This is a genomic window from Martinezella dioscoreae (assembly GCF_009176305.1).
Classification (GTDB): Bacteria; Pseudomonadota; Alphaproteobacteria; order Rhizobiales; family Rhizobiaceae; genus Rhizobium; species Rhizobium dioscoreae.
In genome coordinates, this window is sequence record NZ_BLAJ01000001.1 from 541,003 (window position 1) to 565,473 (window position 24,471).

The 24,471-nt window shown below is 59.8% G+C and carries 26 protein-coding genes and 1 tRNA gene; 11 read left to right on the top strand and 16 right to left on the bottom strand.

What is annotated here, in order from left to right:
* Positions 1 to 95: 95 nt before the first annotated feature.
* Positions 96 to 1,133, bottom strand: a complete 1,038-nt coding sequence (locus GDN47_RS02620) for an LLM class flavin-dependent oxidoreductase (protein ID WP_145632220.1) — start codon at positions 1,131 to 1,133, stop codon at positions 96 to 98.
* A gap of 214 nt (positions 1,134 to 1,347) precedes the next feature.
* Between GDN47_RS02620 and GDN47_RS02625 the strand changes: the two genes are divergently transcribed.
* Complete coding sequence (locus GDN47_RS02625; RefSeq protein WP_113330184.1) at positions 1,348 to 1,725, top strand: cupin domain-containing protein; 378 nt, start codon at positions 1,348 to 1,350, stop codon at positions 1,723 to 1,725.
* A gap of 57 nt (positions 1,726 to 1,782) precedes the next feature.
* Here the strand turns inward: GDN47_RS02625 and GDN47_RS02630 are convergent, their stop codons facing one another.
* The gene (locus GDN47_RS02630) at positions 1,783 to 3,336 is read right to left on the bottom strand and encodes a phosphoethanolamine transferase (RefSeq protein ID WP_233788760.1); all 1,554 of its coding nucleotides are present in this window, start codon (positions 3,334 to 3,336) and stop codon (positions 1,783 to 1,785) included.
* A 357-nt stretch (positions 3,337 to 3,693) separates the two neighbouring features.
* On the opposite strand from GDN47_RS02630, the gene GDN47_RS02635 reads away from it, so the two are divergent.
* Positions 3,694 to 4,080, top strand: coding sequence for a response regulator (locus GDN47_RS02635; protein ID WP_113330421.1), 387 nt, complete (start codon positions 3,694 to 3,696; stop codon positions 4,078 to 4,080).
* Between the two features lie 11 nt (positions 4,081 to 4,091).
* On the opposite strand, the gene GDN47_RS02640 is transcribed toward GDN47_RS02635, so the two are convergent.
* Positions 4,092 to 4,799: a phosphatase PAP2 family protein gene (locus GDN47_RS02640; RefSeq protein WP_233788759.1), complete on the bottom strand. Its 708-nt coding sequence runs from the start codon at positions 4,797 to 4,799 to the stop codon at positions 4,092 to 4,094.
* Between the two features lie 269 nt (positions 4,800 to 5,068).
* Entirely contained in the window at positions 5,069 to 5,446 is a 378-nt protein-coding gene (locus GDN47_RS02645; RefSeq protein WP_113330181.1) for a VOC family protein, read from the bottom strand.
* A gap of 359 nt (positions 5,447 to 5,805) precedes the next feature.
* Between GDN47_RS02645 and GDN47_RS02650 the strand changes: the two genes are divergently transcribed.
* Positions 5,806 to 6,198, top strand: a complete 393-nt coding sequence (locus GDN47_RS02650) for a YciI family protein (RefSeq protein ID WP_145632229.1) — start codon at positions 5,806 to 5,808, stop codon at positions 6,196 to 6,198.
* A gap of 31 nt (positions 6,199 to 6,229) precedes the next feature.
* Positions 6,230 to 7,510: an RNA polymerase sigma factor gene (locus GDN47_RS02655; RefSeq protein ID WP_152092598.1), complete on the top strand. Its 1,281-nt coding sequence runs from the start codon at positions 6,230 to 6,232 to the stop codon at positions 7,508 to 7,510.
* A gap of 32 nt (positions 7,511 to 7,542) precedes the next feature.
* Here GDN47_RS02655 and GDN47_RS02660 read toward each other — a convergent pair whose 3' ends face one another.
* Complete coding sequence (locus GDN47_RS02660; RefSeq protein WP_145632235.1) at positions 7,543 to 8,943, bottom strand: MFS transporter; 1,401 nt, start codon at positions 8,941 to 8,943, stop codon at positions 7,543 to 7,545.
* 121 nt (positions 8,944 to 9,064) lie between these two features.
* Between GDN47_RS02660 and GDN47_RS02665 the strand changes: the two genes are divergently transcribed.
* Positions 9,065 to 10,060 carry a LysR family transcriptional regulator gene (locus tag GDN47_RS02665; protein ID WP_113330178.1) on the top strand — a complete coding sequence of 332 codons (996 nt, stop codon included), beginning with the start codon at positions 9,065 to 9,067 and terminating at the stop codon, positions 10,058 to 10,060.
* 19 nt (positions 10,061 to 10,079) lie between these two features.
* On the top strand, positions 10,080 to 10,598 hold the full coding sequence (locus GDN47_RS02670) for a GNAT family N-acetyltransferase (protein ID WP_145632237.1): 519 nt from the start codon (positions 10,080 to 10,082) through the stop codon (positions 10,596 to 10,598).
* On the opposite strand, the gene GDN47_RS02675 is transcribed toward GDN47_RS02670, so the two are convergent.
* Positions 10,595 to 11,056 (bottom strand): cupin domain-containing protein, encoded by a 462-nt coding sequence (locus tag GDN47_RS02675; protein ID WP_145316380.1) that lies wholly within the window; start codon positions 11,054 to 11,056, stop codon positions 10,595 to 10,597. The two genes, GDN47_RS02670 and GDN47_RS02675, sit on opposite strands and share 4 nt — an antisense overlap.
* Before the next feature lie 376 nt (positions 11,057 to 11,432).
* Between GDN47_RS02675 and GDN47_RS02680 the strand changes: the two genes are divergently transcribed.
* The 3 genes from GDN47_RS02680 to GDN47_RS02690 all read left to right on the top strand — a co-directional run bounded on the left by GDN47_RS02680 (position 11,433) and on the right by GDN47_RS02690 (position 14,584).
* Complete coding sequence (locus tag GDN47_RS02680; RefSeq protein ID WP_075851272.1) at positions 11,433 to 12,533, top strand: porin; 1,101 nt, start codon at positions 11,433 to 11,435, stop codon at positions 12,531 to 12,533.
* A 300-nt stretch (positions 12,534 to 12,833) separates the two neighbouring features.
* Positions 12,834 to 13,145, top strand: a complete 312-nt coding sequence (locus tag GDN47_RS02685; RefSeq protein ID WP_145632243.1) for a hypothetical protein — start codon at positions 12,834 to 12,836, stop codon at positions 13,143 to 13,145.
* 251 nt (positions 13,146 to 13,396) lie between these two features.
* Positions 13,397 to 14,584, top strand: coding sequence for an IS481 family transposase (locus GDN47_RS02690; protein WP_152092844.1), 1,188 nt, complete (start codon positions 13,397 to 13,399; stop codon positions 14,582 to 14,584).
* Positions 14,585 to 14,627: 43 nt separating this feature from the next.
* Here GDN47_RS02690 and GDN47_RS02695 read toward each other — a convergent pair.
* From GDN47_RS02695 to xylF, 4 genes are all read right to left on the bottom strand, one after another.
* Positions 14,628 to 14,704 (bottom strand) — tRNA-Arg (locus GDN47_RS02695).
* Between the two features lie 161 nt (positions 14,705 to 14,865).
* Positions 14,866 to 15,648 carry an ATP-binding cassette domain-containing protein gene (locus GDN47_RS02700; RefSeq protein WP_069612788.1) on the bottom strand — a complete coding sequence of 261 codons (783 nt, stop codon included), beginning with the start codon at positions 15,646 to 15,648 and terminating at the stop codon, positions 14,866 to 14,868.
* A 15-nt stretch (positions 15,649 to 15,663) separates the two neighbouring features.
* Positions 15,664 to 16,977 carry a sugar ABC transporter permease gene (locus tag GDN47_RS02705; RefSeq protein WP_145632249.1) on the bottom strand — a complete coding sequence of 438 codons (1,314 nt, stop codon included), beginning with the start codon at positions 16,975 to 16,977 and terminating at the stop codon, positions 15,664 to 15,666.
* Positions 16,978 to 17,268: 291 nt separating this feature from the next.
* Positions 17,269 to 18,309, bottom strand: a complete 1,041-nt coding sequence (xylF, locus tag GDN47_RS02710; protein WP_113332140.1) for a D-xylose ABC transporter substrate-binding protein — start codon at positions 18,307 to 18,309, stop codon at positions 17,269 to 17,271.
* Between the two features lie 223 nt (positions 18,310 to 18,532).
* Here xylF and GDN47_RS02715 point away from each other — a divergent pair, with 223 nt between their 5' ends.
* A complete protein-coding gene (locus tag GDN47_RS02715; protein WP_113332141.1) occupies positions 18,533 to 19,774 on the top strand; it encodes an ROK family transcriptional regulator in 1,242 nt (413 codons plus the stop codon).
* A 57-nt stretch (positions 19,775 to 19,831) separates the two neighbouring features.
* On the opposite strand, the gene GDN47_RS02720 is transcribed toward GDN47_RS02715, so the two are convergent.
* From GDN47_RS02720 to iolG, 4 genes are all read right to left on the bottom strand, one after another.
* A complete protein-coding gene (locus GDN47_RS02720; protein ID WP_145632252.1) occupies positions 19,832 to 20,455 on the bottom strand; it encodes an ATP-dependent Clp protease proteolytic subunit in 624 nt (207 codons plus the stop codon).
* 44 nt (positions 20,456 to 20,499) lie between these two features.
* A complete protein-coding gene (locus tag GDN47_RS02725) occupies positions 20,500 to 20,859 on the bottom strand; it encodes an SRPBCC family protein (protein ID WP_113351776.1) in 360 nt (119 codons plus the stop codon).
* Entirely contained in the window at positions 20,856 to 21,170 is a 315-nt protein-coding gene (locus GDN47_RS02730) for an ArsR/SmtB family transcription factor (RefSeq protein ID WP_145632258.1), read from the bottom strand. The genes GDN47_RS02725 and GDN47_RS02730 overlap by 4 nt, the downstream gene beginning before the upstream one ends.
* A gap of 152 nt (positions 21,171 to 21,322) precedes the next feature.
* Complete coding sequence (iolG, locus tag GDN47_RS02735; protein ID WP_113389302.1) at positions 21,323 to 22,315, bottom strand: inositol 2-dehydrogenase; 993 nt, start codon at positions 22,313 to 22,315, stop codon at positions 21,323 to 21,325.
* Between the two features lie 231 nt (positions 22,316 to 22,546).
* Here iolG and GDN47_RS02740 point away from each other — a divergent pair, with 231 nt between their 5' ends.
* Positions 22,547 to 22,807 carry a hypothetical protein gene (locus GDN47_RS02740; RefSeq protein ID WP_113332145.1) on the top strand — a complete coding sequence of 87 codons (261 nt, stop codon included), beginning with the start codon at positions 22,547 to 22,549 and terminating at the stop codon, positions 22,805 to 22,807.
* Here the strand turns inward: GDN47_RS02740 and GDN47_RS02745 are convergent, their stop codons facing one another.
* Both GDN47_RS02745 and GDN47_RS02750 read right to left on the bottom strand, forming a co-directional pair.
* Positions 22,808 to 23,281: a hypothetical protein gene (locus GDN47_RS02745; RefSeq protein ID WP_113351777.1), complete on the bottom strand. Its 474-nt coding sequence runs from the start codon at positions 23,279 to 23,281 to the stop codon at positions 22,808 to 22,810.
* A gap of 61 nt (positions 23,282 to 23,342) precedes the next feature.
* Positions 23,343 to 24,350 (bottom strand): LysR family transcriptional regulator, encoded by a 1,008-nt coding sequence (locus GDN47_RS02750; protein ID WP_113332147.1) that lies wholly within the window; start codon positions 24,348 to 24,350, stop codon positions 23,343 to 23,345.
* Positions 24,351 to 24,471 lie beyond the last annotated feature (121 nt).

The window sequence follows — 24,471 nt, forward strand, 5'->3', positions numbered from 1 at the left end:
GCAAAAGAATGACAGCGCAAAACAAAGGGCGCTTCGCACCGTTGCAAAGCGCCCTTTTTGATCGCGTAGAAAGGCAAGCGCGGAGCAGGCTGCAACTATTCCGCCAAGGCCGCGCGCACCGCCGGGATCACCTTCTGGCCGTAGAGTTCGATACAACGCAGCATCTTGTCATGGCCGAGTGCGCCGGCGCTGTATTTCAGCTGGAAGCGGCTGATGCCGAGCGTCTTGACGACCGGGGCGAGCTTGGCGGCGACGGTTTCCGGCGAGCCGACATAGAGCGAACCCTTTTCGATCTCGTTGTCGAATTCCGCACGCGTCATGGGCGGCCAGCCGCGCTCGCGGCCGATGCGGTCGCGCATCGCCTTGAAGCAGGGCCACAGCTCCTCGCGCGCCTGCTCGTCCGTCTCGGCGACATAGCCGGGCGAGTGGATGCCGATCGGCTTGACGGGTTTGCCGAGCTGCTTGTAGGCGCGGTGATAGAGGTCGACATAGGGCTGGAAGCGATAGGGGCTGCCACCGATGATCGCCAGCATCAGCGGCAGATCGTAGTGAGCGGCGCGCACCACCGATTCCGGGCTGCCGCCGACGCCGATCCAGGTCTTCAGCTGGCCGCTCTCGATGGTCGGGAAGACCTTCTGGTTGCGCAACGGCGGGCGGATGCTGCCCTGCCAGTTCACCGGCTCATTTTTAAGAAGAGCCGCGAACAGATCGAGCTTTTCCTCGAAGAGCTGCTCGTATTGCGACAGCTCGAAACCGAACAGCGGGAAGGACTCCGTAAACGAGCCACGGCCTAGGATGACCTCGGCACGGCCGTCCGAAACCGCGTTCAGGCTGGAGAAGCGTTGGAACACGCGGATCGGATCGTCCGAGCTTAGCACCGTCACGGCGGATCCCAGATGAATTTTCGATGTGCGGCTGGCGATGGCGGCCAGGATCGTTTCGGGCGAGGAGACCGCAAAATCCTCGCGGTGATGCTCGCCGATGCCGAAGAAGTCGATGCCGAGCTGATCGGCAAGGACGCCTTCTTCGACGACATTGCGCAGCACCTGCGCATGCGGCAGCGGTGCACCCTTATCGTCGAAGGTCACATCGCCGAAAGTATCCAGGCCGAATTCGACATTGTTTGTCGTCATGATTTTTCCTGTCATGTGTCGAAATGATAATGTTGAGACAGCATGTAGTGCCGCTCCCGACCATCCACTACCCGGAAAGTTTCGGCTGAAATCTTCGAAGAATTCGATATGCCGATGGTAATAGGCGATATTCGGCAATACCGGCGTTGCGATCGGTGGCAGTCACGCCAATATTAGCTTCGACCTGAGCGCAGTTGGATTAAGGAGGAAACATATGGTCGCACTGAAAAAGGTGAACCTTACCAAAGCCTTTGCAGCCTTCGATGAGACTTGGAGTCCGCGCATCGGCGGTGATATCAACGATTTCCAGGTCAAGCTCACCAAGCTGGAAGGTGCATTCCATTGGCACCATCATGAGGAAGAGGATGAGCTCTTTCTGGTCGTCAAAGGCACGCTGCGCATGAAGCTGCGCGAGGAAAACGGCGGCGATATCGTCCTTGGCCCTGGCGAATACATCATCGTTCCGCATGGGGTGGAGCATTGTCCGGTCGCCGAGCCGACCTGCGAAGTCGTGCTGTTCGAGCGCAATACGACGCTCAATACCGGCAATGTCGAAAACGAGCGGACGATCCGCGCGCCCAAGCATCTTTAAACGATCCCGATGGTCCGGCCGCCCGTCAAAAAGGGCTGCCGGACATTGCCCAGTCCATCAGTTCAGCGCCAGCTTGTTCGACGGCGTGCGACAGGCCGCGAAAACATCCAGCTTCGGATCATAGACCTTCGTCGAGACGTCCGTCATGCCGAGAACGCTGTGGAAGATGTTGTCCTGAGAGTAGGTGCCCTCGGCGGCCTGCTTGGCTAGGCAGGCCATGTCGAAACCGGCGGTCTTGGCGAGATCGTCGGCCATCCATACCAGCATCGGCACATGCGTCTGCTGTGAAGGAGCGATGAAATAGGGCGTGCCGTGCAGATAGATGCCATTTTCACCGAGCGACTCGCCGTGATCGGAGAAATAGAGCACGGAGCCGGATATCGAGTCGGAGCGCTGCTTCAGCTTGTCGATCACCATGGCGACGATGTGATCCGTATAGAGGATCGTATTGTCATAGGCGTTGGTGATTTCCTCCTGTGAGCAGGAGCTGAAGTCGTTGGAGCGGCAATCCGGCCGGAACCGGCGGAATTCTTCCGTGTAGCGCTGATAGTAGGCGGGGCCGTGACTGCCGAGCTGGTGCAGCACCAGCACGCTGTCGCCCTTCACCTTGTCCAGCCAGCCGTCGACCTTGTCGACGAGGATCTCGTCCTTGCATTCGCCGTCCTGGCAGAAGCGCGGATCCGCAGAGTGCGGCAGAAAGGTGTAGGAAACGCGATCGGTGACGTTGTAGCTGCCCGTGTCATTGTCGAGCCAGGTTACGTCGACCTTGGCATGGGTCAGGACATCGAGCAGGTTTTCCGTCTCTAGCCCCTTGCGATGGCTGTATTGTTGGCGCGTGTAGACCGAGAAGAGGCAGGGTATGGAGGTTGCTGTCGCCGTACCGCAGCTGGTGGTATTGGGGAAGTAGACGACATTGCGCTTTGCCAGTTCCGGATTGGTCATCTTGGCATAGCCGCCGAGCGAGAAGTTCTGCGCACGCGCCGTTTCCCCGGCCACGATGATCGTGACGCGCGGCTTGCCCTTGTCGACGACGCCGATCCTATGGGCGTCCGTGCCCAATGGCTGTGCGACGACGTTTGCGTTTCTTTGCGTATCTATGACGTAACGCACCGCGCTTGTGATCGGCATCACCGGATTGAGGGTATCCATCAGGTCGCGATGAGCGCGGCCGACGCCAGCATAAGTCTTATAGAAGGTCGTCCCGGCGATGACGAAGATCGCCGAGCAGGCGAGGATGACGGCGGTATTGTAGGCGAGTTTCTTGAAGATCGGGCGATGGACGATCCGGACCCATGCGACGACAAGCGACGGCAAGATGCCTGTCAGCAAAACATAGGTGATGAAGCGCGTCGTAATCAGATGGCCGCTTTCCGCGCCTGTCGAAACAGCCGCATTGCGGATCATCTCCTTGTCGATGATGACGCCGAACTGGTCGTTGAACCAGGACGATACCGATGCCACCAGAATGAAGAAGATCAGGACCGGCTTCGTGACGTATTTGGCGGAGAAGAGCGTGAAGAGCGCCATGATGGCTGCGGAAATACCGATGACGAAGGCGGCAAAAGCGGCCGGGTCAGCGATAAAATAGCCATAGGACTTCGTCCAGAACATCTTGTTTGTCACAAGAAGTACATAAAGCGTGGCTATAAGGCACAGTGTGACACTGCCGATTGCTGGCCGGAATATCTGTCGGCCAGATGATGCGTTTTCGCTGGTCAATGGTTGTCTCCGAGGCGTGGGCTATCGGCGGGGTGCCTGTAAACCCATCACTGCAGGATGGCGCTTTGGCTGTTGAAGCCGGCCACCATGGTTACCAATCCTGACATTTACCTGAATGACAAGCTTTTGTGCAGGGCTATTTCGGACCTGATTCCGATTGTCGTCTTTTTTGCCGGCTTCATATCCGGAGTTCAGGTCGCCGTCAGAAATAGGCATCATAGCTGCTTGATTGCAACTGGGGATGCAATCGTGCGGCTTCTATTGGTCGAAGACAATATACTCATAGGCAATGCCGTACAGGATCATCTGCGTGCGGAGGGGTGGTCGGTCGACTGGTCCATGGATTTGGAATCCGCCAGGGGGGCCGTCGCGGCCGAAGCCCACGACGTGATGCTACTTGATCTTCGCTTGCCCGATGGCAGCGGCCTCGATCTGCTCAAGCTCATGGAAGCGCGCGGGGAAACGACCCCAGTCATTGTCATGTCGGCCTATGATCAGCTGTCGGACCAGATGACGGCCATGAATATCGGTGCCGTCGACTATCTCGTGAAGCCTTTTGCGCTAAGCGAGATGGCGGTTCGCGTACGCAAGGCGGCAAGACGCCGCCGCTTGATCCGCATGCGCAACGCTGGCTGAGCCGACGGCTTTCAGGGCCGGGCTGTCGTTCCCGACCGCAGGAGATCGAGCACAGCGATGGTTGCGGCAAAGACCACCAACGACAAGAGCCAGCCCAGGACCGCGTCGGACAGATAGTGGGCTCCGGTCATCACGCGCATGATCGGCATCATGATCGAGACGGCAGCCAGGGGAATGCCGAGCGGAAAACGCAGGCGCGGCGGCAGCAGCAAGACGAGGCAAAGCAGCCAGCCGGCAGACGACGCCTCGCCGGAGACGAAAGAGCAATTTCCAAGACACCGGCCGGCAAACGAGCCTGCCTGGACAAAATCCAGCGAGCCGCCGAAAAGATCCGTGCTGCGCGGTCTCGGCCTGCCGCTGTAGCTCTTAAGCAGCGTGTTGACGATGAGGCCGCAGCCGATGACAAGCGATATCAGTGCAGCGATGTACCGATCCGTTTTCAGCGTCCGCCAGCCTGCACCGAATTTGCGCCAGGACGAGATTAGGTTGGCAATCAGGACGACGACGGCGATATAGGGCAGGGTGAGCGTCACATCTCGCACGATCTCGAAGATACGGTTCTTGGCCAGCGCAAAGGCGCCGCAGACTTCACCCGGAATGACGGCGGATGCGCAGGGCGTAGCAGTGAAGACACTCTTCGCGACGACGAGATCGATATTGGGAAATCGATAGAAGACGAACAGCAGCACCCACCAGAGCGCGAAGAGCGCGAGAAACACAAAAAAGGATCTGCTGACAGGAGCGGTCCGTTTTGTGTAAGCAATGGAGTTGTCGTACATCGTAGACGCTGGCCACTGTCTGAACAGGTTCAAAACAAGTGCCCGTTCGCGTTGTGCAAACGCCCAAAGGCCACTATCGGGCGTCTTTTATGACAGAAGCCTGACAGTAACCTGAAAGATCAAACGGTTAAGAAAGTCTCTTGAGGCTCGGTAGCCCGCTAAAGCGACTGCAGCGGTTGACGGTGCCTTTCTCTATTGTGTGCGGTGAGTTATTCGCCGGTCTTGAAATAGGCTTCCAGCCGGTAACCATCGGGATCGATAACGAAGGCTGCATAGTAGAACTGGCTGTAGTCGGGCCGGATGCCCGGCTTGCCATTGTCTTCGCCGCCATTGGCGATGCCGGCGGCATGAAAGGCGTCGACGGCTGCCTGGCTTGGCGCCACGAAACAGAAATGCAGGCCGGAACCGCGATCGGCGGGAACGGGACGTTCCACCTCACTGACCCAGAACTGGGCACGCTCCGCCCCATATCCAACCGTGCCATCGAAGTTGGTGACGCGCTCGTAGCCAAGCGGAGAAAGGGCTGCGTCATAAAATTTCTGCGCCCGCGTCAGGTCTTTGACGCCGATCGAAATATGGTCGAACATGAAAACGAGCTCCTGCCGTGTTGTCTGCAGAGCTTTGCGGAAGGTACGCCCTGGAGAAGCGCCGGCTTTCGAAAGTCCGCAGGTCGAATTCGTCTCACCATCTTGCAACGGTCATGGGAAGTCAACAAAACGAAGCGATGGGCCGTCCAGTCGCTTGCCCCGGGTGTTTCGTCTACAAATGGTCGAAGGATGCCGCTCCCGGTGAGATCAGCGGATTGGGAGGGGGATTTTTCGATGCTCGGCCGCGATGCGAATTTTTCAAAACGACTGTCGATTTCCGGAGAGCAGCTTCGTCGTCAATATGAGCGAGTTTATTGAGCGGCAATGGTGCCGGCGCCTCGCTTCCGGAGGACATTTCCATGCGTTTCATGTCTATCGTCACATCCACCGATTTCATGCATCCGACGCCGGAGCTTGCCGAGGCCATGCACAAGCTCGCCGATCGGGAAATCAAGGCCGGCCGCATGATCGATACGGCGGGACTGATGCCTCTTGCGACGGGCGCCCGCGTCACGATCAAGGATTGCAAGCTGAGTGTCGTCGACGGTCCCTTCGTGGAGGCCAAGGAGGTCATCGGCGGTTATGCCATCTTCGAACTGCAGAGCAAGGAGGAGGCCGTGGCACTGGCAGTCGAGTTCATGCAATTGCACAGGGATTTTATGCCCGGTTGGGAAGGCACATGTGAGGTGCGCGCCTACTTCGAGCCAAATGCCGAAGGTGTATGTGACCCGCTCGCCGAAGCAACGGCATGATGCTTTCGGTTCGTGACCGGGGCGGGCGGCCTTGACAGCCGCCGGCACCCACCGAGCGATCCTTGCCGTCTGGCGGATCGAACAACCGCGGCTCATCACCAGCTTGGCGCGATTGTTGCGCGACGTGCCGCTGGCTGAGGATCTGACACAGGAAGCGCTTGTTGTCGCCTTGGAGCGATGGCCGGAAACGGGCATCCCCGAGCGCCCCGGCGCTTGGCTTATGACCACTGCCAGGCGTCGGGCGCTGGACCATTTGCGTCGCCGGCGAATGCTCGACCAGAAGCACGAGATGATCGTTCGAGAGATGGAGGAGGAAGAGCAGATCATGCCCGACCTAGACACCCCTCTCGATGACGACATCGGCGATGAAATGCTGCGCTTGATCTTCACTGCATGCCATCCGCTGATCTCGCGCGAGGCGCGGGTGGCGCTTGCCTTGCGGATGATCTGCGGTCTGACGACCGAGGAAATCGCCAGGGCGTTTCTCGCGTCGGAGGCAACGATCGCGCAGCGCATCGTCCGCGCCAAGAAGACATTGTCGGAATCGGGACTTTCCTATGAAACGCCACACGGCGAGGAGCTGTCGCAGCGTCTCGCCTCGGTGCTGGAGGTGGTTTATCTGATCTTCAACGAGGGATATACGGCCGCGCGCGGCGAGAATTGGATGCGGCTGCAATTGTGCAGCGAAGCGCTGCGGCTCGGGCGAATATTGACGTCCGTCGCGCCGCAGGAGCCGGAGGCACATGCGTTGCTGGCCCTGATGGAGCTGAATGCGTCCCGTTCGGCGGCCAGGACGGATGCCAACGGCAATCCGATTTTGCTGCTCGATCAAAATCGCGACCGCTGGGATCGGCTGCAGATCCAGCGAGGTCTGCAGGCCTTGCGACGGGTACAGGAACTTGGCGGCGCCGGCGGGGTTTATGCCTTGCAAGCCGCGATCGTCGCCTGTCACGCGAGAGCGAGGACAGCTGATGAAACCGACTGGAGGCGGATTGCCGATCTCTATGCGAAACTTGCCGAGCTTGTTCCTTCCCCGATCGTCGAACTCAATCGCGCTGTCGCCGTGGGCATGGCCGAGGGTCCCGAGGTGGCGTTAGACATCATCGACGGTCTCCGCGATGAACCTGCACTGAAGGACTATCATCTTTTGTCGAGCGTTCGCGGCGATCTTCTCCGCAAGCTTGGCCGATGCGATGAAGCGCGGCAAGCCTTTGAGGCGGCGGCCGCACTTGCTGAAAATCGGAGAGAGCGTGATTTCCTGATGCGCCGTGCTGCCGAAGCCGCCGACGCCGCCGACACAAGGAAGAATTGACCCGCCGGAGAGGCGGGTCATCTTGCTTTGAACTATTCTGCAGCCTGATAATTCGTGGCCCTTGCCGCGGATGAGCGCGGGCCGACGGCGGCGAGCAGCGTGATGGCGGCAGCGAGGATCGTCACGAAACCGATGCCGGCAATATAGGGGTTCCAGCCGAAGCTCGGAGCCGCACTGAAGACGGCCGATGCCGCCGCCAGAATGATGCCGCCGCCGATCTGGAAGGAGGCAAACAGCATGCCCGAAGCCAGGCCGGATTCATCGTCGCCGACGTCTGAGAGGGCTGCAACCTGGATCGAAGGATAGGTCATGGCGTAGCCGACGCCGAGCAGGAGCTGCGAAATGGCGACGAGTACCATCGTATCGATATGCTCGGCCGACAGCACCCAGAAGAGATAGCTGATGGCCTGCAATCCCACGCCGAAGGTCATCAGCAAGGTCGTACCGCGGTTCTGGCCTATCGTTGCAAAGCGCGGTGCCAGGAACATCACGCAAGTGCCGCCGATGGCGAAAGCGAAGCCGGTGGCGAAGGCCGACCAGCCGACGACGGTCTGGTAGTAGAGCGTCGCAATGAACTGGAAGCCGACATAGGCTCCCTGGTACAGCGCGGCGACGGCATTGGCATGGCTGAGCTTGGTGCGACGGAACATGGCAAGCGGCACCATCGGATCATGATGGCGCGACTCTACGACCAGGAACAGCAGGATCAGGATCAATGCGGCAAGGAGCGAGCCCCAGGTCGCGAAGGCCTGCCAGCCATCGGCGGCGGCATTGGTGACGCCGAAGACGAAGAGCAGCAGGCCGGGGGTGATCGTCAGCGCACCGGCCCAGTCGAAGCGGGCGCGCGGGCCGCTGCGTTTGTGATCGGCTGGCAGGACGAGCGGAGCAATGATTAGCGCCAGGATGGCGATGGGAGCCCCCATGACGAGGGTCGCGCGCCAGCTGATGAGGGTTGCCGCTCCACCCAGTACCATGCCGAGCACGAAGCCGGCAGCACCGGTGGAGGAGAAGACGCCGAGCGCCTTGGCACGGGCATTGCCGTCTCCGAAGACGGAGAGAAGAAGGGCCAGTGCTGCCGGTGCGGTGAAAGCGGCCGCAATGCCCTTGATTAGGCGAGCGGCAATGAGCGTCGGCGCGCTGTCGACGAAGCCGCCGGCAATGCTGGCGGCGGCGAAGATGCCGAGCGACCACAGGAAGACGCGGCGGTGGCCGAAGAGATCGGCAACGCGGCCGCCGAGCAGCAGAAAGCCGCCGTATCCGAGCACATAGGCACTAACGGCCCATTGCAGCGAGGTCGCCTGCATGCCGAGCTCTTTCTGGATTGCGGGCAGGGCCACCCCAATGGTGGAGACGTCCATGGCGTCGAGGAAATTGGCGGCGCATAGCAGCAGCAACGCCAATCCCGCCCCGCTTCGGGTTTGGGAAGAAGTCATCGGGATCGTTCCTTTCTGTGCTGCCGCCTTTTTGGGAGGTTGAAAACGGCAGGGAACGAGAAAATGTACATCTTCAAACCCTATTGCAAATTGATAGTAACCATGTCAGGTATTACTCATAATGATGAATGATGCCACGCTTCGAAAGATCGATCTCAATCTGCTGCTCGCCTTCTCCGTGCTGATGCAGGAGCGGAACGTGAGCCGCGCGGCCGAGCGGCTGCTGCTCGGCCAGCCTGGTCTTTCCGCAGCCCTTCGCCGGCTGCGCGAGACGCTGGATGATGAATTGTTCGTGCGCGTCGGGCGCGGTTTGCAGCCGACGCCGCGGGCGCTGGCGATTGCGCCGGCGATCGAGGATGCGCTCTCCGGCATCGAACGCGCCATTCGTCCGCCGGCAGCCTTCGATCCCGAAAACTGGCATGGCGAGTTCCGCATCGGGCTTTGCGACAATCTCGAATCCTCCTTCTTCGGACCGCTGGTGGCGCGGTTGCGCCGGCTTGCGCCGAATGCGCGACTGACCAGCGTGGCGTTCGACCGGCGCGACGCTGTGCGCCTGCTGGACGAAGGCGCCTTTGACTTCAGCATCTCGGTGCATGACGAGCCGGCCTCCTGGCATGTACGCGCGCCGCTGTTCGAGCAGGCTTCGCTCTGCATCTATGATGGCCGGCATCTCAAATGCGCGACACCGCTGAGTCTGAAGCATTTCGCCAGCGCGCCGCACGTGACCGTTTCGCTGGAAGGTGCCACATCTACCGGCGTCGACGTCGCTCTCGCGCGCCTGGGCCATCGCCGGCAGGTTGTCGCGACGGTTCCCCGCTTTTCCGCACTGCCGTCGACGCTCCGGGCTATCCCAGCCATTGCGACGGTTCCAGAAGCCATTGCCCGCTGCATGGCACAATTGCACGACCTGACGATTTCAGAGCCGCCGTTCGAGCTGCCGGCCGATCCGGTGACGATGCTCTATCGCCGCGTCGATCAGGCTGACAGCCGTTCGGTATGGTTCCGCCGCCTTTTTGTCGAGGTCGTCAAGGAAGCGCTCGAGGCCAGCGGGTGCCGCATGGGCGTCTCCACGGATGCCTGCTGCTACGATCCGCCTGAACTTGCCGAGGCGGTATGATGCTTCGAGGAGAGGGACGATGATCCGGCATACGCCGCGCCTGTCCCTGCGCGTGCCGGAGGAGCGGGATCTCGACTTCGTCACGGCTTTGTTTGCGCGGCCGGAGCTGGTCGCCCATCGGCCCGATCCAACGCCGGATTCGCCTGCGGAAAGTGCCCGGCGGCTCGCTCGGGATCAGGCGCACTGGCGCGTGAACGGCTTCGGGCGCTGGGCGATCGAAACGGAAGGGCGGCTGATCGGCTTTGGCGGCGTTACCGTCTCTACGGAATTCGAGGGGCTCAATCTCTCCTATCACCTGCACCCCGATTATTGGGGAAGCGGCTACGCAACGGAACTGGTGACGGAGGCATTGGCCTTCGCCGGACATGATCTGCGGGCGACACGCGTTATCGGGCTGGTTCGGCCCGTCAATGTTGCCTCTCGGCGCGTTCTGGAAAAATGCGGCTTCGGTTTCGAGCGGGAGGTCATGCTGCATGGAGCGCCGACTCATCTCCTGTCCTTCAAGTTGCCGGTGGCGAGCGCCGGCGAACAGGACTAGCCGTCCGGATAGGGCATGCCATCCTTATGCACGAAACGGCCGTCCGTGCTGGAGCTCATCATGTCGACGTCCGAGCAGGTGATGAGATCGGTCGGTGAGCGCGTACCGACCTCGAGATAGATGGCCGTGCTATTCGATTTGTTGATCATATGATGGCCGTTGCCGGAGCCCTTCGGGAAGGCCGCGCAATCGCCGGCGCGCAGCACCGTCTCGCCATCATCCTCGATCAGCGTCAGCTCGCCTTCCAGCACATAGACGAATTCATCCTCCTCTGAATGCCAATGCCGCTGGCTCGACCAGTTGCCTGGCGGCAGCCGCATCAGGTTGACGCCGAAATCCCTGAGGCCGCCGGCATCGCCCAGTCGCTGCCTGACGCGCTCGGTGGAGTGATCATTGAAGGGAGCGGGATAGCGCGTGCCCTTGATTTCCGGCACGGCTGCAACATCGATCTTCGGCATGATGATCCTGCCTGCGATTTGCCAAGGGTGGACATGCTGTCTGTGCGGTTTCAAGTCTAACAAGACTCATCGCTGCCAGTCCAGCAATGCATCTCGGTAGAGCATGGCAAATCAGGCTTGGTTGCCTGTATTTGTCATCTGGTTGTTACCTGGTTGTCATCGTTCATACACATGTGCGTCGTTTGAGCAACACGCCGTATGTAGGTGCTGTCACATATGTGGGGAGCCTTCTTAAATCCTTGTAAAAGCAAAATAGTAAATGCAGCTTACTATATGGAAGCGAGGCCTTGTGCTTCGAGTTAGCCACTGAAACTTGATGTCGGACGGCCCCCCAGGTTCGTATCTCGCGCAAGTTCGTTTGAAGAATGGAGTTACAATGAACATCAAGAGCTTGCTTATCGGCTCGGCTGCGGCTCTCTGCGTCGTATCCGGCGCTCATGCGGCTGACGCTATCGTCGCCGCCGAACCGGAGCCGCTGGAATATGTGCGCATCTGTGACGCGTTCGGCGCCGGCTATTTCTTCATACCCGGCACGGAAACCTGCTTGCGCGTTGGCGGCAAGGTCCGCACCGAAGGCCAGTGGAAAGATCCTTACAATCGCGACAGCAACTTCGGCACCAAGTGGCATACCCGCGCCGAACTCAACCTCAATACCGCGACGGACACCGAATATGGTCCGCTGAAGACCGAAACCATCGTTCGCTGGGATTGGAACGACGGCGGCTCGACCTCCACCAACCTGCTGTGGGCCTACATCACCCTCGGCGGCTTCACCGTCGGTAAGACTGACTCGCAGTACAACCAGTTCGTCGGCTATGCTGGCGACGTGATCCAGGACGACGTCATCTATGACGGTCCGTATGAATTGAACCAGCTGACCTATAATTACGACAGCGGCACGGGCTTCACGGGCGTCATCTCGCTCGAAGACAGCAATTCCGGCACGACCACAAGCGCCTATGGCGGCAGCTGGCAGCTTTCGAAGGCTGATCACTACGCTCCGAACGTTGTCGCCGGTCTCGGCTACAAGGCTGGTATGTTCGGCTTCAAGGTCGTCGGCGGCTACGACTCGATCGTCGAGGAGGGCGCCATCAAGGCTCGTGTCGACGCCGACTTCGGTTTCCTCACGGCCTTCCTGATGGGCGGCTGGAACACCGATGGTGACAAGCTCAACCAGTATGCCGGCTCGAACCAGAACGTCTCGGCCTGCACGACCTCCGACGGCGTCGTTCACGGTGCAAAGTGCGGCTGGGGTGACTGGGCAGTCTGGGGCGGTGTCGGCGTTCCGATCAACGACAAGCTGAAGTGGAACGTTCAGCTCGCCTATACCGATTCCAAGATTTTCGAGGCAACGACCAACGTCAAGTTCAACCCGGTCAAGAACCTGCTGGTCGAGCCGGAGTTCACCTACGTTCACTATGATCTGCCGAGCGATGATACCTTCTCGGGTATCCTGCGCTTCGAGCGGACCTTCTGAGGTCGGTCGACTTGGCTTGACCTTCATCCGAAATGGGGCCTGGTATTCGCATCAGGCCCTGCCTGCCTCATTCGAGGTGATTGGAAAACCTAGTTCGCCGACATGATGCCAATCGGCATGATGCAAGGCGAAGCGGCTTTCAGCTCGAGAGTATCCGAACCACGAGCTTGCCGAGCGATCGCTCACGATCGCGACCCATACAGCTGATAAAGGGAAGTCGGCTCACTGTCATAAATGTAAAGCTAATGAAGGGATATCTCATCCTTTCTAGCGCTATTTGGTGCCACCAAAGGAAGCCCCATGAAGACGATTATCATACTTGCGGCAATCGGACTGATGTCCACCAACGCTATGGCCATGTCGGCCTATAATTCCAAGTCGATGACCTGTGCAGCCGTGCATGAGAAGATGGCACAGGAAGGTTCGATCGTGCTGAGGTACCCGTCTCATCATCCGGGCCTGATGATGTACAACCGCACCGTCTCGAACTCGATGGCATGCCTCGGCCAGGGCGCGATGAGCAGCGCCAGCGTTCCGACGAGCGACGATCCCAGCTGCAAGATCAAGACCTGCAGCTTTGCGACCGGCAAGGGGCCGAATAAGAATCATTGAGGTGGTAGCATAAGGCGGACCAGCTCTTAAAGGCAGAATATCGGCCTGGCAGGATACCCTCCTGCCAGGCCGATTTGATGTTTCTCGGTGAGTCGTTCGCTCGATCGCTTCCTGAACACGCTTGCAAACAAGATCGTGATCACGAAAGTGGCGGCCGCCTTGATCTTTTGAATAGTGTCCTTCCTGAGCGATAGGTGACGTTTTGTACCGGAGACATGGGTAACACTTTTCGCTTTTGGCGGGAGATGTTGATGCCGTGGAGAGAGACTTCGGTGATGGAGGAACGTCTACGATTTGCCGCCCGCCTGCCGGAGGGCGAAGGGATGAGCGATGTGTGCCGGGAGTTCGGCATCTCGCGCAAGACCGGCTACAAAATCTTCAATCGCTACAAGGACGACGGCCTGGAGGCGCTGACGGATCGGTCTCGACGGCCGGTGCGGTATGCCAACCAGTTGCCCGAGCCGGTGGAGGCAATGATCGTGCGGCTCAGACAAGAGAAGCCGCATTGGGGTGCCAGGAAGATCAGAGAACTGCTGGTCAGGAGGCTTGCCGGCGATGTGCGCGTGCCGTCGAAGAGCACGGTGCATGCCGTTCTTGACCGGCACGGGCTGGTCGCCCATGCCCGTAAGCGGCAACGCCATCGGGCCGAGGGAACGGAATTGTCTCAGGCATTGCTGCCGAACGATCTGTGGTGCGCCGACTTCAAGGGCGAGTTCAAACTCGGCGATGGCCGATACTGTTACCCGCTGACGGTCACCGACCAGGCGTCACGCTACCTGCTTGCCTGTGAAGCCTTCGAATCGACAAAGGAGGTGGGGGTGTTCGAGGCGTTCCGCCGATTGTTTGCCGAACATGGCCTGCCAAGCGCGATCCGCAGTGACAACGGCCCGCCGTTTTCCAGCCCCAACGGCCTCTACAATCTGTCGAAGCTGTCAGTCTGGTGGCTGCGGCTCGGCATCGCGCTCGAGCGCATCAGGCCGGGCCATCCGCAAGAGAATGGCCGGCATGAGCGCATGCATTTAACGCTGAAGAAAGAGGCGACTAGGCCACCTGGCAGAAATATCCTGCAGCACCAGGCCCGCTTCGACGCGTTCGTCAGCGAATTCAATACCGAGCGGCCGCATGAAGCCCTGGCGATGAAGGTGCCGGTCGATCTCTACGCGCCATCGGCGCGCCGATATAACGGGCTGCCGGAGATCGATTATCCGTTCCACGACCGTGACGCACTGGTGACCCATTGCGGCCGCATCTGCATCTACCGCAAGAAGATCAATATCTCGACCGTGCTGACCGGACAGAAACTGGGAATCAAGGAGGTCGACGACGGTATTTGGCTCGTCAGCTTCATGCACTATGATCTGGGATATATCGACCTGGAGCAGAGGACTTTGCAAACCATCGACAACCCGTTCGGCACGAGGTTGTCACCCATGTGTTAGGTACGATCCGTTACCTATGTCTCCGGGCTGGACATAGAGGAAGTGGCGCACCCGACAGGATTCGAACCTGTGACCTTTGGAATCGGAATCCAACACTCTATCCAGCTGAGCTACGGGTGCATGCCGTGGCGGTTTGAATCGCCTGTCCGATGGCTGGTTCTTAGCCTAGGAAGCGCTTGGCTTCAATCGGGAAAATTCAGGAAAGCGTGAGATCGGACGTTTTGGTGAGATGAGGCCGCGGGCTTTGGGCGCGCGGCCTTGCTGTCATGGGCGGTCTCGGATCATTCCTTCATCGCGCCGGGGCCGGGGGTGGCCTTTGGCGGCACCTTGCCGAGGATGATCATGCCCAGCACTTCGTCCTTGGTGACGTCTTCGGTGCGGGCGTGGCCGACGACCTGGCCGTTCTTCATGACCGAGACGCGGTCGGCGAGGTCGAAGACGTCGTGGATGTCGTGGCTGATCAGGAAGATGCCGATGCCTTCCTTTTTCAGCTGCTTGATGAGCTCGCCGACCTGCGCCGTCTCCTGCGGGCCGAGCGCCGCAGTCGGCTCGTCCATGATCAGGATACGGGCATCGAAGAGGATGGCACGGGCGATCGCGACCGACTGGCGCTGGCCGCCGGACAGCGCCTTCACCGGCTCCTTGAAGCGCTTGAAGTTGGGGTTGAGGCGCCCCATCACTTCGCGGGCCTTGGCTTCCATCGCGACGTCGTCGAGCGTGCCCCAGCGGGTCTGCAGCTCGCGGCCGAGATAGAGGTTGGCGGCCGCATCGACGTTGTCGGCGACGGCAAGCGTCTGATAGATCGTCTCGATGCCGTATTTCTTGGCGTCGCGCGGGCTGCGGATATCGGCAGGCTCGCCGTTGATCAGGATATCGCCGCTGTCGCGCTTGTAGGCGCCCGAGAGGATCTTGATCAGCGTCGACTTGCCGGCGCCGTTATGGCCGAGGAGCGCTACGACTTCGCCGGGGTAGAGATCGACCGAGGCGTTGTCGACCGCGTGGATGCCGCCGAAGGAGATGGAAATGTTCTTCATTTCCACAAGCGGAGTGGTTTGATCCGTCATGGTTCAGAATTCCTTTTACTTGGCGCGCGAGCGATAGACGATGTCGAGCCAGACGGCGATGACGAGCACGACGCCGACGACGACGTTCTGGATCGGCGTATCGACATTGGCGAGCCCCATGCCCGATTGCAGCGACTGCATGACGAGGGCGCCGAGCATGGCGCCGGCGATGGTACCGCTGCCGCCGGCAAGCGACGTGCCGCCGATGACGGCTGCGGCGATGGTGAAGAGTTCGTAGGTCGTCCCTTGCGAATTGGCGGCGGCATTCAGACGGGCGGTGGAGATAGCCGCGGCGACCGCCGCAAGCAAGCCCATCAGCGCGAAGATGCGCACCGTTACCCAGCGCGTCTTGATGCCGGCGAGTTCCGCTGCTTCCGGGTTGCCGCCGATCGCGAAGACGTAGCGGCCGAAGCGCAGGCGGGTGGCGATGAAGGTCATGATGATACCGATGCCGACGGCGATCAGCACGGGCACGGCGATGCCGTAGGGGATATCGAGCCCCGTTTCCGGCCAGGGGATGTTATGCTCGGTCGCGTATTTCTTCGCGATGCCGGTTGGCCAGTAATAGATGTTGAAGACGTAGATCGTGACGAGGACGAGAGCGGAGCCGAGGATGGCGAGGAAATATTCCGCCCAGAGCGGCCGGCGCGGGAAGTTGAAGCGCTTGCGCTGATGGCGCCCGCCGATAATGCCGAGAACGATGAACACGCAGGCGAGTACGCCAAGGATCCAGCTCCATGTCGCACCGATCGAACCTTCGGCGCCGCCGCCCATGATGCGGAAGGTGGCGTCGAGCGGGGCAACCGTCTGGCCGCTGGTGACGTACCAGGCAAGGCCGCGCCAGGCGAGAAGGCCGCCAAGGGTGACGATGAAGGAGGGGACATTTAGAAAAGCGATGATGACGCCTTGGAAGGTGCCGAGCAGCGTACCGATGACGAGGCCGCAGATCAGCGTGATGACCCAGGTCCAGGAACTGTCGAAGCCGAGATAGGCGGGCAGGTATTTTGCCTGGATGACGCCCATGATCATGGCGATGAAGCCGAGCATGGAACCGACGGAAAGGTCGATATTGCGGGTGACGATGACCAGCACCATGCCCGTCGCCAGCACGGCGATCTCGCAGGTCTGAACGGAAAGGTTCCAGAGGTTTCTGGGGGTCAGGAAAAGGCCGCCGGTATAGACGTCGAAGCCGATCCAGATGATCAGCAGTGCGCCGATCATGCCGAGCAGGCGGGTATCGATTTCCGTTGCACGCAGGAAGCGCGTGATGGCGCCTTCTTCCGCCTTGCGCGGACCGCTCGATGTTGTGGAATGTGTCATGTCGGCCATCGCTTTGCCGTTCTCCCACTTGTTGGGCGCAGGCCCGCGAATGCTCTTTCTTGATCGCTGGGCAGTATCCGCGCTGGTCACAATAGACGTCATCGCTCGCCCATCCGGTTGTCCCGGGTCCACGACCGCCATCCGGCAGGCCGATCGGATATGCGATGACGCAACACATGCGGGAGGCCTTCATTCCCATTCTGGGTTTGGTTGCGGGCCTCTTATCCGCATTCGACGCCGCAATGGAGAGCCCCTTGCGGCGTCGGCATTATCTTCGGGTCAGCTCGTCAAGCCGGGTGCTTATTTGCAGGCAGCGACGCTGCCGGCCTTCACGCCCTGGCAGGCTTCAGCCTTGGAGATCCAGCCTGCGTCGATGACGACGTTCAGGTTGTCCTTGGTGATCGGGATCGGGGTCAGGAAGACCGACTTCATGGCGACGTGCTTCGGGCCGCCGTTGAAGGTCTGAACGCCTTCGATCTGGTCCTGGGTCTTGCCGCCGGCGAGAGCGAGGGCGATTTCAGCGGCGCGCTTGCCGAGTTCGCGCGAGTCCTTCCAGACCGAAACGGTCTGCGTGCCGAGCGCGATGCGGTTCAGAGCGGCCTTGTCGGCGTCCTGGCCGGAAACCGGAACGGAACCTGCGAGGCCCTGGGCGTCGAGAGCGGCAACGGCGCCGCCGGCGGTGCCGTCGTTGGAGGCGACGACCGCGTCAACCTTGTTGTTGTTGGCGGTCAGGAACTGCTCCATGTTGCGCTGCGCGTTCTGCGGCAGCCAGCCGTCCGTGTAGGCTTCACCGACATTCTTGATCTTGCCGGCGTCGATGGCGGACTTCAGCACTTCGATCTGACCGGAGAACAGGAAGTCGGCGTTCGGGTCGGACGACGAACCCTTGATGAAGACGTAGTTGCCTTCCGGCTTTGCCTTCAGGACTTCGCGAGCCTGCATGCGGCCCACTTCCTTGTTGTCGAAGGTGATGTAGAAGGCTGCCGGATTTTCGATCAGACGGTCATAGCCAACAACCGGAATGCCTTCGTCGGCGGCCTTTTCAACGGCCGGGCCGATGGCATCGGAATCCTGAGCGAGAATGATGAGGGCATTAGCACCCTGCGAAATCAGCGACTCGACATCGGTCAGCTGCTTGGAAGCGGACGACTGGGCGTCGGCGGAAATGTACTTGGCGCCGGCGGCTGCCAGAGCCTTCTTGATGGCTGCTTCATCGGTCTTCCAACGCTCTTCCTGGAAATTCGACCAGGAAACGCCGACGACGAGATCCTTGGCGAAGGCGGCCGTCTGCATGGTCAAAACGATGGCCGCGCCCGCAGCCAGCTTGATGAAAGCTTTCATGTGATCCTCCCGAGTGAATGCGACCGCACGTATCCTGAACTCCCGTCGGCCGCGGCGAAAATGCTGACAAGAAAAGCTTTGGACTTTTTTCTCGACAGTCGAGAAATTTAGTGTCAGAGATTTTTTCAGCTGTCAACACCCGCGCCGCCAGGTTTCATCGGTCGTCCGAAAAAGCTATCAGGGGCTGCGGAGGAGGAGGGTTGAATGAGCAGGGAGTTTGCCGATGCTGGCCAAATCGAGCACCGAATTGGTCCGTCAAAAGAACAGCGCCTTGGTCTTGTCGGCGCTGCGCCGGCACGGCCCGCTCGCCCATACCGAGCTCTCTGATTTCACCAGGCTCTCTTCTGCGACCGTATCGGTCATCACGGCCGATCTCGAGCGGGCGCAGATCATTGAAAAGGCCGAGCAACAGGCGGCCAGCGGCCGCGGGCGTCCGCGCGTTTTGTTTTCGCAGCGGCGTGACTGCGGCTATCTGATCGTCGTCGTCATTTCATCGGATGCCGTGCAATATTCGCTCGTCGATTATACCGGTCGACTGATCGACCGCTTTACCGAGGACAGGCAGCAGAACGCTACGGGTGTCGAGCGCTTCGTGGCCGGATTGCGTGATGCCCTGAACCGGATTGTCACCCGCTCGCAATTGCCGCGCGACAAGGTGCTGATGATCTCGATCAGCAGCAAGGGGCTTGTCGATACTTCGGCGCCGGTGCTGCGCTGGTCGCCGATCTTCGGGCGCGAGGAAATCGATTTCGCCGCCGTGCTTCGCGACGAATGGTCGGCGCAAATCATTCTCGGCAACGAAACCCTGCTTGTGGCTGCGGCCCTTGGGCGGCAGGAGGAAATCAGCACGCGCGGCGATTTCCGCTCGCTGGCGGCGCTATCGCTTGGCCATAGTATCGGGCTCGGCATCGTGCGCCGGGAACATGAAGGCGACCATCATATATCGGCGCCGAATTTCGGGCATATGATGCATGTGCCGGGCGGCGCTCTTTGCCGCTGTGGCGCGCGTGGATGCATCGAGGCCTATGCCGGTTTCTACGCCATGCTGCGGACGGCCTTCGACGTGCCGCTCGACACGATCCCGGCGAAGTTCGTGCCGATCGCCGAACTCGACAAGATCGCCGCGAGCGCGCGTCACGGCGGGCGCCGCAATGTGCTAGCCTTTCGCCAGGCCGGCCTGGCGCTCGGCAACGGCCTTTCGCGCGTCCTGAGCCTGCACGAGCGGATGCCGATTGTCATCACCGGGCCTGGTGTACGCTACTATGATTTGCTGATCGAGGGCATAACCGAGGGCTTGGCGGAATCGCACGTCGTGCGCATGGAGGGCATGCCGGAGCTGCGTGTTATCGCCGACGAGCCGACGCTCGTCTTCGAAGGGCATCTGAACCGCGCATTTTCGATCATCGACAATGATATCGTGAAGAGGGGAGCCTCGGTCGTCGAGCTGCGCGATCAGGCGGGTTGAGAGGTGAGGGCGGCGCAAGGCTTGGCAATGCGCTTGGCCGCAGGGTCGTCATCCCGATCAATCTGTCAGGCCCAAAGGCTGTTCATCTTCGCGGACCTGAAGAATACGGTCGATCAGCCCCCATTCCAGAGCCTCTTCCGCTGTCATGAAGTGGTCGCGGTCCATGGCGCGTTCGAATTCTTCGTAGGAGCGGCCGCAATGTTCGGCGTAAAGCCGCGTCATGCGATGCTTCGTTCGCCTCATTTCTTCCGCGTGGATAAAGATGTCCGATGCCTGTCCCTGGAAACCGCCCAATGGCTGGTGAATATGGATGCTGGCATTTGGAAGCGCGAAGCGCTCACCCGGCTGGCCCGACATCAAGAGGAAGGAGCCCATCGAACGAGCGGTTCCCATGCATAGCGTATGCACCGGCGCGCGGATGTAACGCATGGTGTCGTACATTGCCAGACCGCTGGTCACGACACCGCCGGGCGAATTGATATAGAGATGGATCGGTCTCTTGGGATTTTCGGCCTCGAGAAACAGCAGTTGCGCGCAGACGAGGGCCGAGACATCGTCGTTTACCTCACCATTCAGGAAGATAATTCTCTCGCGCAGCAGGCGGGAATAGATGTCGAAAGACCGCTCCCCTCTGCTGGACTGCTCGACGACCATAGGAACGAGTTGCATCGCTTCGCGCATCGGCGAACTCCAATGTTATTGAAATTGTTGATCTATTCAGAACGTCAGGCGGCGCGCATGACGGTCAGGCTGTTATTGTTTGCCGCAGCCTTTTCAGTCTCACGAAGCCGAACGTCATCGAGCTCGTGGATGATCCGCAGGCAGGTGCCGCCGTTTGCGTTCGAAGATATCTTGAAAGTCACGATGCTTTCGAGGAAGGGCGGTGTGTCGTCCCGCAGCCTATAGCTGACTTCTTTGCCCGGCGTGACTGATATCGACTCGGGACTGGCCAAGGCCTCCTGCGGCAGCCAGTTTTGGCGAAGCTCAGGGGTGCTGATTGCACGCCAGACTTTTTGCGGCGGTTCGCTGAGCTGGTATTCCAGCGCGATGCCGTTCTTTCGCTCAGGGATCTTGAGATTGTTCATTGATCCATATCCTTCAGCAACAGCTTGAGAGCTTCGATGCGGGTGGGCCAGTATGCGCGGTATTTCGCCAGCCACTGGGCGATGAGGGCAAGTCCCTCCGGATCGACCTCGTAATTCACGAAACGCCCCTGTCGTTCTTCCCTGACCAGCCCGGCACTCCGCAGAACCGCTAAGTGCTGCGACATCGCCGGCTGGCTGATGTCGATACCTTCGCGCAGAGTGCTGGCATTCATGCCGCCCGTCGCCAGCTTTTCGAAGATGGCGCGGCGGGTCGGATCGGCCAAAGCCCGGAATATCTCATTCTCTATCATGGCAACAGATAAGCATAGGCTTATGTGATTCGCAAGAGATTTCCATCGAAGCCTCTCGGGAGCTCCAGATCGCGCCAAAGAAAAAGTCCGCCGCGAATGGAGATCGCGGCGGACTTTTGGGAGGATCACATTCCTTGAGGAATGGAGGCGGCTTAGTCGATCTTTACCAGGCGGCCTTCCTTGACGGACTGCAGTGCGGCATCCGCCAGCTTCAGTGCGGCAAGGCCATCGGCGCCCGATGGTGTGATGGCCGCGCCCTTTTCGACAGCGGCGATGAAGCTCGCGATCTCGTTGGCATAGGCTTCGGTGTAGCGTGTCATGAAGAAATCATGCAGCGGCGGGCGGGTGTAGCCATCGCCGTTGGCGACTTCGATGGAGAAGGGGCGCTGGTTTTCAGCGGAAACCAAGCCCTTCGAGCCATGGATCTCGATCCGCTGGTCGTAGCCGTAGGTGGCCCGGCGCGAGTTGGAGATAACAGCCTGCTTGCCCGACGCCGTCTGAAGAATGACGGAAACGCTGTCGTAATCGCCGGCTTCGCCGATTGCCTTGTCAACCAGAACGGCGGCAGTTGCAGTGACGGCGACCGGCTCTTCGCCGAGCAGGAAGCGGGCCATGTCGAAATCGTGGATGGTCATGTCGCGGAAAATGCCGCCGGAGCGCTTGATATAATCGACAGGCGGGGCGCCCGGATCGCGCGAGGTGATCGTCACCATCTCCACGGTGCCGATGCGGCCTTCGTCGATCGCCTTCTTCACGGCCATGAAATGCGGGTCGAAGCGGCGGTTGAAGCCGACCATCAGCTTGCCCTTGGTTTCCTCGACAACCTTGATGCAAGCCTTGACGCGTGCGACGTCGAGATCGATCGGCTTTTCGCAGAAGACGGCCTTGCCGGCACGTGAAAAGCGCTCGATCAGGTCGGCGTGGGTATCGGTCGGCGTGCAGATGACGACGGCATCGATATCCTTGGCGGCCTCGATCGCTTCGATAGTGCGGACTTCGCAGCCATAGGCGGCGGATATGGCTTCCGCAGCCGCGGGAAACGCATCCGCAACGGCGACGAGCTTGGCGTTGGCATCGCCGCTGACGGCCTTCGCATGCACTTTGCCAATGCGTCCTGCACCGAGCAGACCAAATCTGACAGTCATTTCTACCTCCCTGAATTCGGAATAAATGGACCGAATATAAATCTCTATGGAATTTTCATTCCATTTTCCGATGGCGGCGTCAAGCCGCTTGAACTTCACAATTCTCAAAATCACCGTTCGATGCCGGCTTAGCCGAAATCCGCTCAAGGAGTCTTATTTTATCCGGACGGCTTCACAATTTTCCCGATGATGCGCTAAAGACATGTCTTCTTGAATAGGCAAAAGAGACCCATGCAACTGATCGATCCCAGCCATCCGCTCTACAAGCCGCTTTGGGTGCGCATCCTCATCGTGGCCGTCTGCTTTGGCTGGGCAGCCGTCGAAACGCTCGGCTCGCAGCCGTTTTGGGCGATGCTGTCGGGTGCGCTCGGCGCCTATTCGGCCTGGATGTTGCTTCTGAATTTCAAACCACAACCACCCGAAGCGACCAGTGCTGCGCCCACGCAAGACGAGCCCGCCGAGGATGACGAACCGGCAGACGACAAGAAATAATCACCGCCTGAGGCGGCGTATGGCTTCGTCGATCAGCTGATTGGCGAGTGTCATGCGGGTCGTCGCCTGTTCGCGGAAGAGGGTGGCGACGCTGTCTGGATGATTGGCCTTGGCGAAGTTACGGCGCTTTTCCTGCAGAGTTTCGCGTGTGAGGTCGGAGGTGATTGCGAGTTCGGCTGCAACCTCTTCCCGTGACGTTCGGCTGAGATGCTCGGGCATGACCGGCGGCTCCGGTTCTTGCGGCGCGGGTTCGGGCTTTGGTTCCAATTCAGGCAGGATGACGGGATCGCCAAGATTGTCGCGATAGGCTTCATCGGGCCGTTGCGCCCCGGGGGTCTCGCCGCCCAGAACCGTTGCTGCAAAGCTGACGTTCAGGCCGCGGACGCGATGCGCGGCCTCTTCCTTTTCTGAGCCGTCCTCTTCGCTATCGAGACGGTCGAGCACGGATTGAAACAATGATTGCTTGAACAGCATGTGTGATCTCCACGCCAAGCTTCATAGGAGTGGAAGTTGGCGCGGAGCTTATGGCTTGCACTTATGTCAGCGAGAGATGCCGGCTCTCTTCCAGGATCATGTCATGCAGCAGACGTGCGCTCGGTGGCATGGCGCGTTCGCGCGCGGTGATAAGGCTATAGGGCCTGACGTCGATATCGAAATCGATCGGCAGGATAGAGGATTCGCCGGCCTGAGATGTCTGCCCGCAGATGAATTGCGCCATGTCGAGCGCGATCGGCGCAATCGCATCCGTCTTGCAGACGACCGCAAGCGTCAGAAGCAGAGACGAAGTGTTGACGACGTTTTCCGGCAAGGGCACGCCTGCGGCAAGGAAGATGTCCTCCACCTTGCGGCGAAGCAACGTGCCCGGAGGCTGGAATACCCAATCGTAACCGGCCAGATCATGCAGGCCGGCAACGCCCTTCTCAAGCAGCGGATGCCCATTGCGGACCACCAGGCAGGCTTTCTCGACGCCGATCTCATGGGCGGTGAACAGACGCGGATCGAGATCATCCGGGATGCGGCTGATAATGAAGTCGTGGCGGGCGGCGAGCAGCTCGCGCGCGAGCACATTACTGTTCTCGACCTCGATATTGATCTCTATGCCAGGATAGGTGCGTGTCACGCGCTGGATCGCCGGGACGACAAGGCTGATCGCCGGCGCGGTCACAGCCCCCAGAAAGACCGAGCCGCCCTTGCCGGTCCGTAAGGCACCAAGCTCCCGGCCTGCCTCGCGCAGCTCCAGCAGGATCTTGCGCGCCCGCTTGGCGAGAGCGAGGCCGAAAGGGGTCAACACGACGCCTCTGGCGACACGCTCGTAAAGCGGGCTTTTGACAATCGACTCCATTTCTGAGAGCATGCGTGAAGCTGCAGGTTGTGACATATTCATGGACTCAGCGGCCGCAGAAATTTGCCCGTGATCCTCGATCGTGACGATCATGCGCAGGTGATTGAGCTTCAAACCGGCTTTCAACAACGCATCGTCGCGAAAATTGTCGGAATGAATCTCAATGCCATCGCTCACATAATCGTTATATATTTTCTCCATAACGGCCAATTTTCCCCTTCATCGGCAAAAAAGTACTATTTTTTAACATTATACCAAACTTGGTATATGTTTAGCCAGTTATTCTATTTGACAGTTATACGAAATCGTACGAGTTTGCCGA

Bases quoted from the DNA above. Each gene is read 5' to 3' on its own strand.
- GDN47_RS02620 (WP_145632220.1), bottom strand. From the start codon at position 1,133: ATGACGACAAACAATGTCGAATTCGGCCTGGATACTTTCGGCGATGTG.
- GDN47_RS02625 (WP_113330184.1), top strand. From the start codon at position 1,348: ATGGTCGCACTGAAAAAGGTGAACCTTACCAAAGCCTTTGCAGCCTTC.
- GDN47_RS02630 (WP_233788760.1), bottom strand. From the start codon at position 3,336: ATGTTCTGGACGAAGTCCTATGGCTATTTTATCGCTGACCCGGCCGCT.
- GDN47_RS02645 (WP_113330181.1), bottom strand. From the start codon at position 5,446: ATGTTCGACCATATTTCGATCGGCGTCAAAGACCTGACGCGGGCGCAG.
- GDN47_RS02650 (WP_145632229.1), top strand. From the start codon at position 5,806: ATGCGTTTCATGTCTATCGTCACATCCACCGATTTCATGCATCCGACG.
- GDN47_RS02660 (WP_145632235.1), bottom strand. From the start codon at position 8,943: ATGACTTCTTCCCAAACCCGAAGCGGGGCGGGATTGGCGTTGCTGCTG.
- GDN47_RS02665 (WP_113330178.1), top strand. From the start codon at position 9,065: ATGATGAATGATGCCACGCTTCGAAAGATCGATCTCAATCTGCTGCTC.
- GDN47_RS02670 (WP_145632237.1), top strand. From the start codon at position 10,080: ATGATCCGGCATACGCCGCGCCTGTCCCTGCGCGTGCCGGAGGAGCGG.
- GDN47_RS02675 (WP_145316380.1), bottom strand. From the start codon at position 11,056: ATGCCGAAGATCGATGTTGCAGCCGTGCCGGAAATCAAGGGCACGCGC.
- GDN47_RS02680 (WP_075851272.1), top strand. From the start codon at position 11,433: ATGAACATCAAGAGCTTGCTTATCGGCTCGGCTGCGGCTCTCTGCGTC.
- GDN47_RS02685 (WP_145632243.1), top strand. From the start codon at position 12,834: ATGAAGACGATTATCATACTTGCGGCAATCGGACTGATGTCCACCAAC.
- GDN47_RS02690 (WP_152092844.1), top strand. From the start codon at position 13,397: ATGCCGTGGAGAGAGACTTCGGTGATGGAGGAACGTCTACGATTTGCC.
- GDN47_RS02700 (WP_069612788.1), bottom strand. From the start codon at position 15,648: ATGACGGATCAAACCACTCCGCTTGTGGAAATGAAGAACATTTCCATC.
- GDN47_RS02705 (WP_145632249.1), bottom strand. From the start codon at position 16,977: ATGGCCGACATGACACATTCCACAACATCGAGCGGTCCGCGCAAGGCG.
- xylF (WP_113332140.1), bottom strand. From the start codon at position 18,309: ATGAAAGCTTTCATCAAGCTGGCTGCGGGCGCGGCCATCGTTTTGACC.
- GDN47_RS02715 (WP_113332141.1), top strand. From the start codon at position 18,533: ATGCTGGCCAAATCGAGCACCGAATTGGTCCGTCAAAAGAACAGCGCC.
- GDN47_RS02720 (WP_145632252.1), bottom strand. From the start codon at position 20,455: ATGCGCGAAGCGATGCAACTCGTTCCTATGGTCGTCGAGCAGTCCAGC.
- GDN47_RS02725 (WP_113351776.1), bottom strand. From the start codon at position 20,859: ATGAACAATCTCAAGATCCCTGAGCGAAAGAACGGCATCGCGCTGGAA.
- GDN47_RS02730 (WP_145632258.1), bottom strand. From the start codon at position 21,170: ATGATAGAGAATGAGATATTCCGGGCTTTGGCCGATCCGACCCGCCGC.
- iolG (WP_113389302.1), bottom strand. From the start codon at position 22,315: ATGACTGTCAGATTTGGTCTGCTCGGTGCAGGACGCATTGGCAAAGTG.
- GDN47_RS02740 (WP_113332145.1), top strand. From the start codon at position 22,547: ATGCAACTGATCGATCCCAGCCATCCGCTCTACAAGCCGCTTTGGGTG.
- GDN47_RS02745 (WP_113351777.1), bottom strand. From the start codon at position 23,281: ATGCTGTTCAAGCAATCATTGTTTCAATCCGTGCTCGACCGTCTCGAT.
- GDN47_RS02750 (WP_113332147.1), bottom strand. From the start codon at position 24,350: ATGGAGAAAATATATAACGATTATGTGAGCGATGGCATTGAGATTCAT.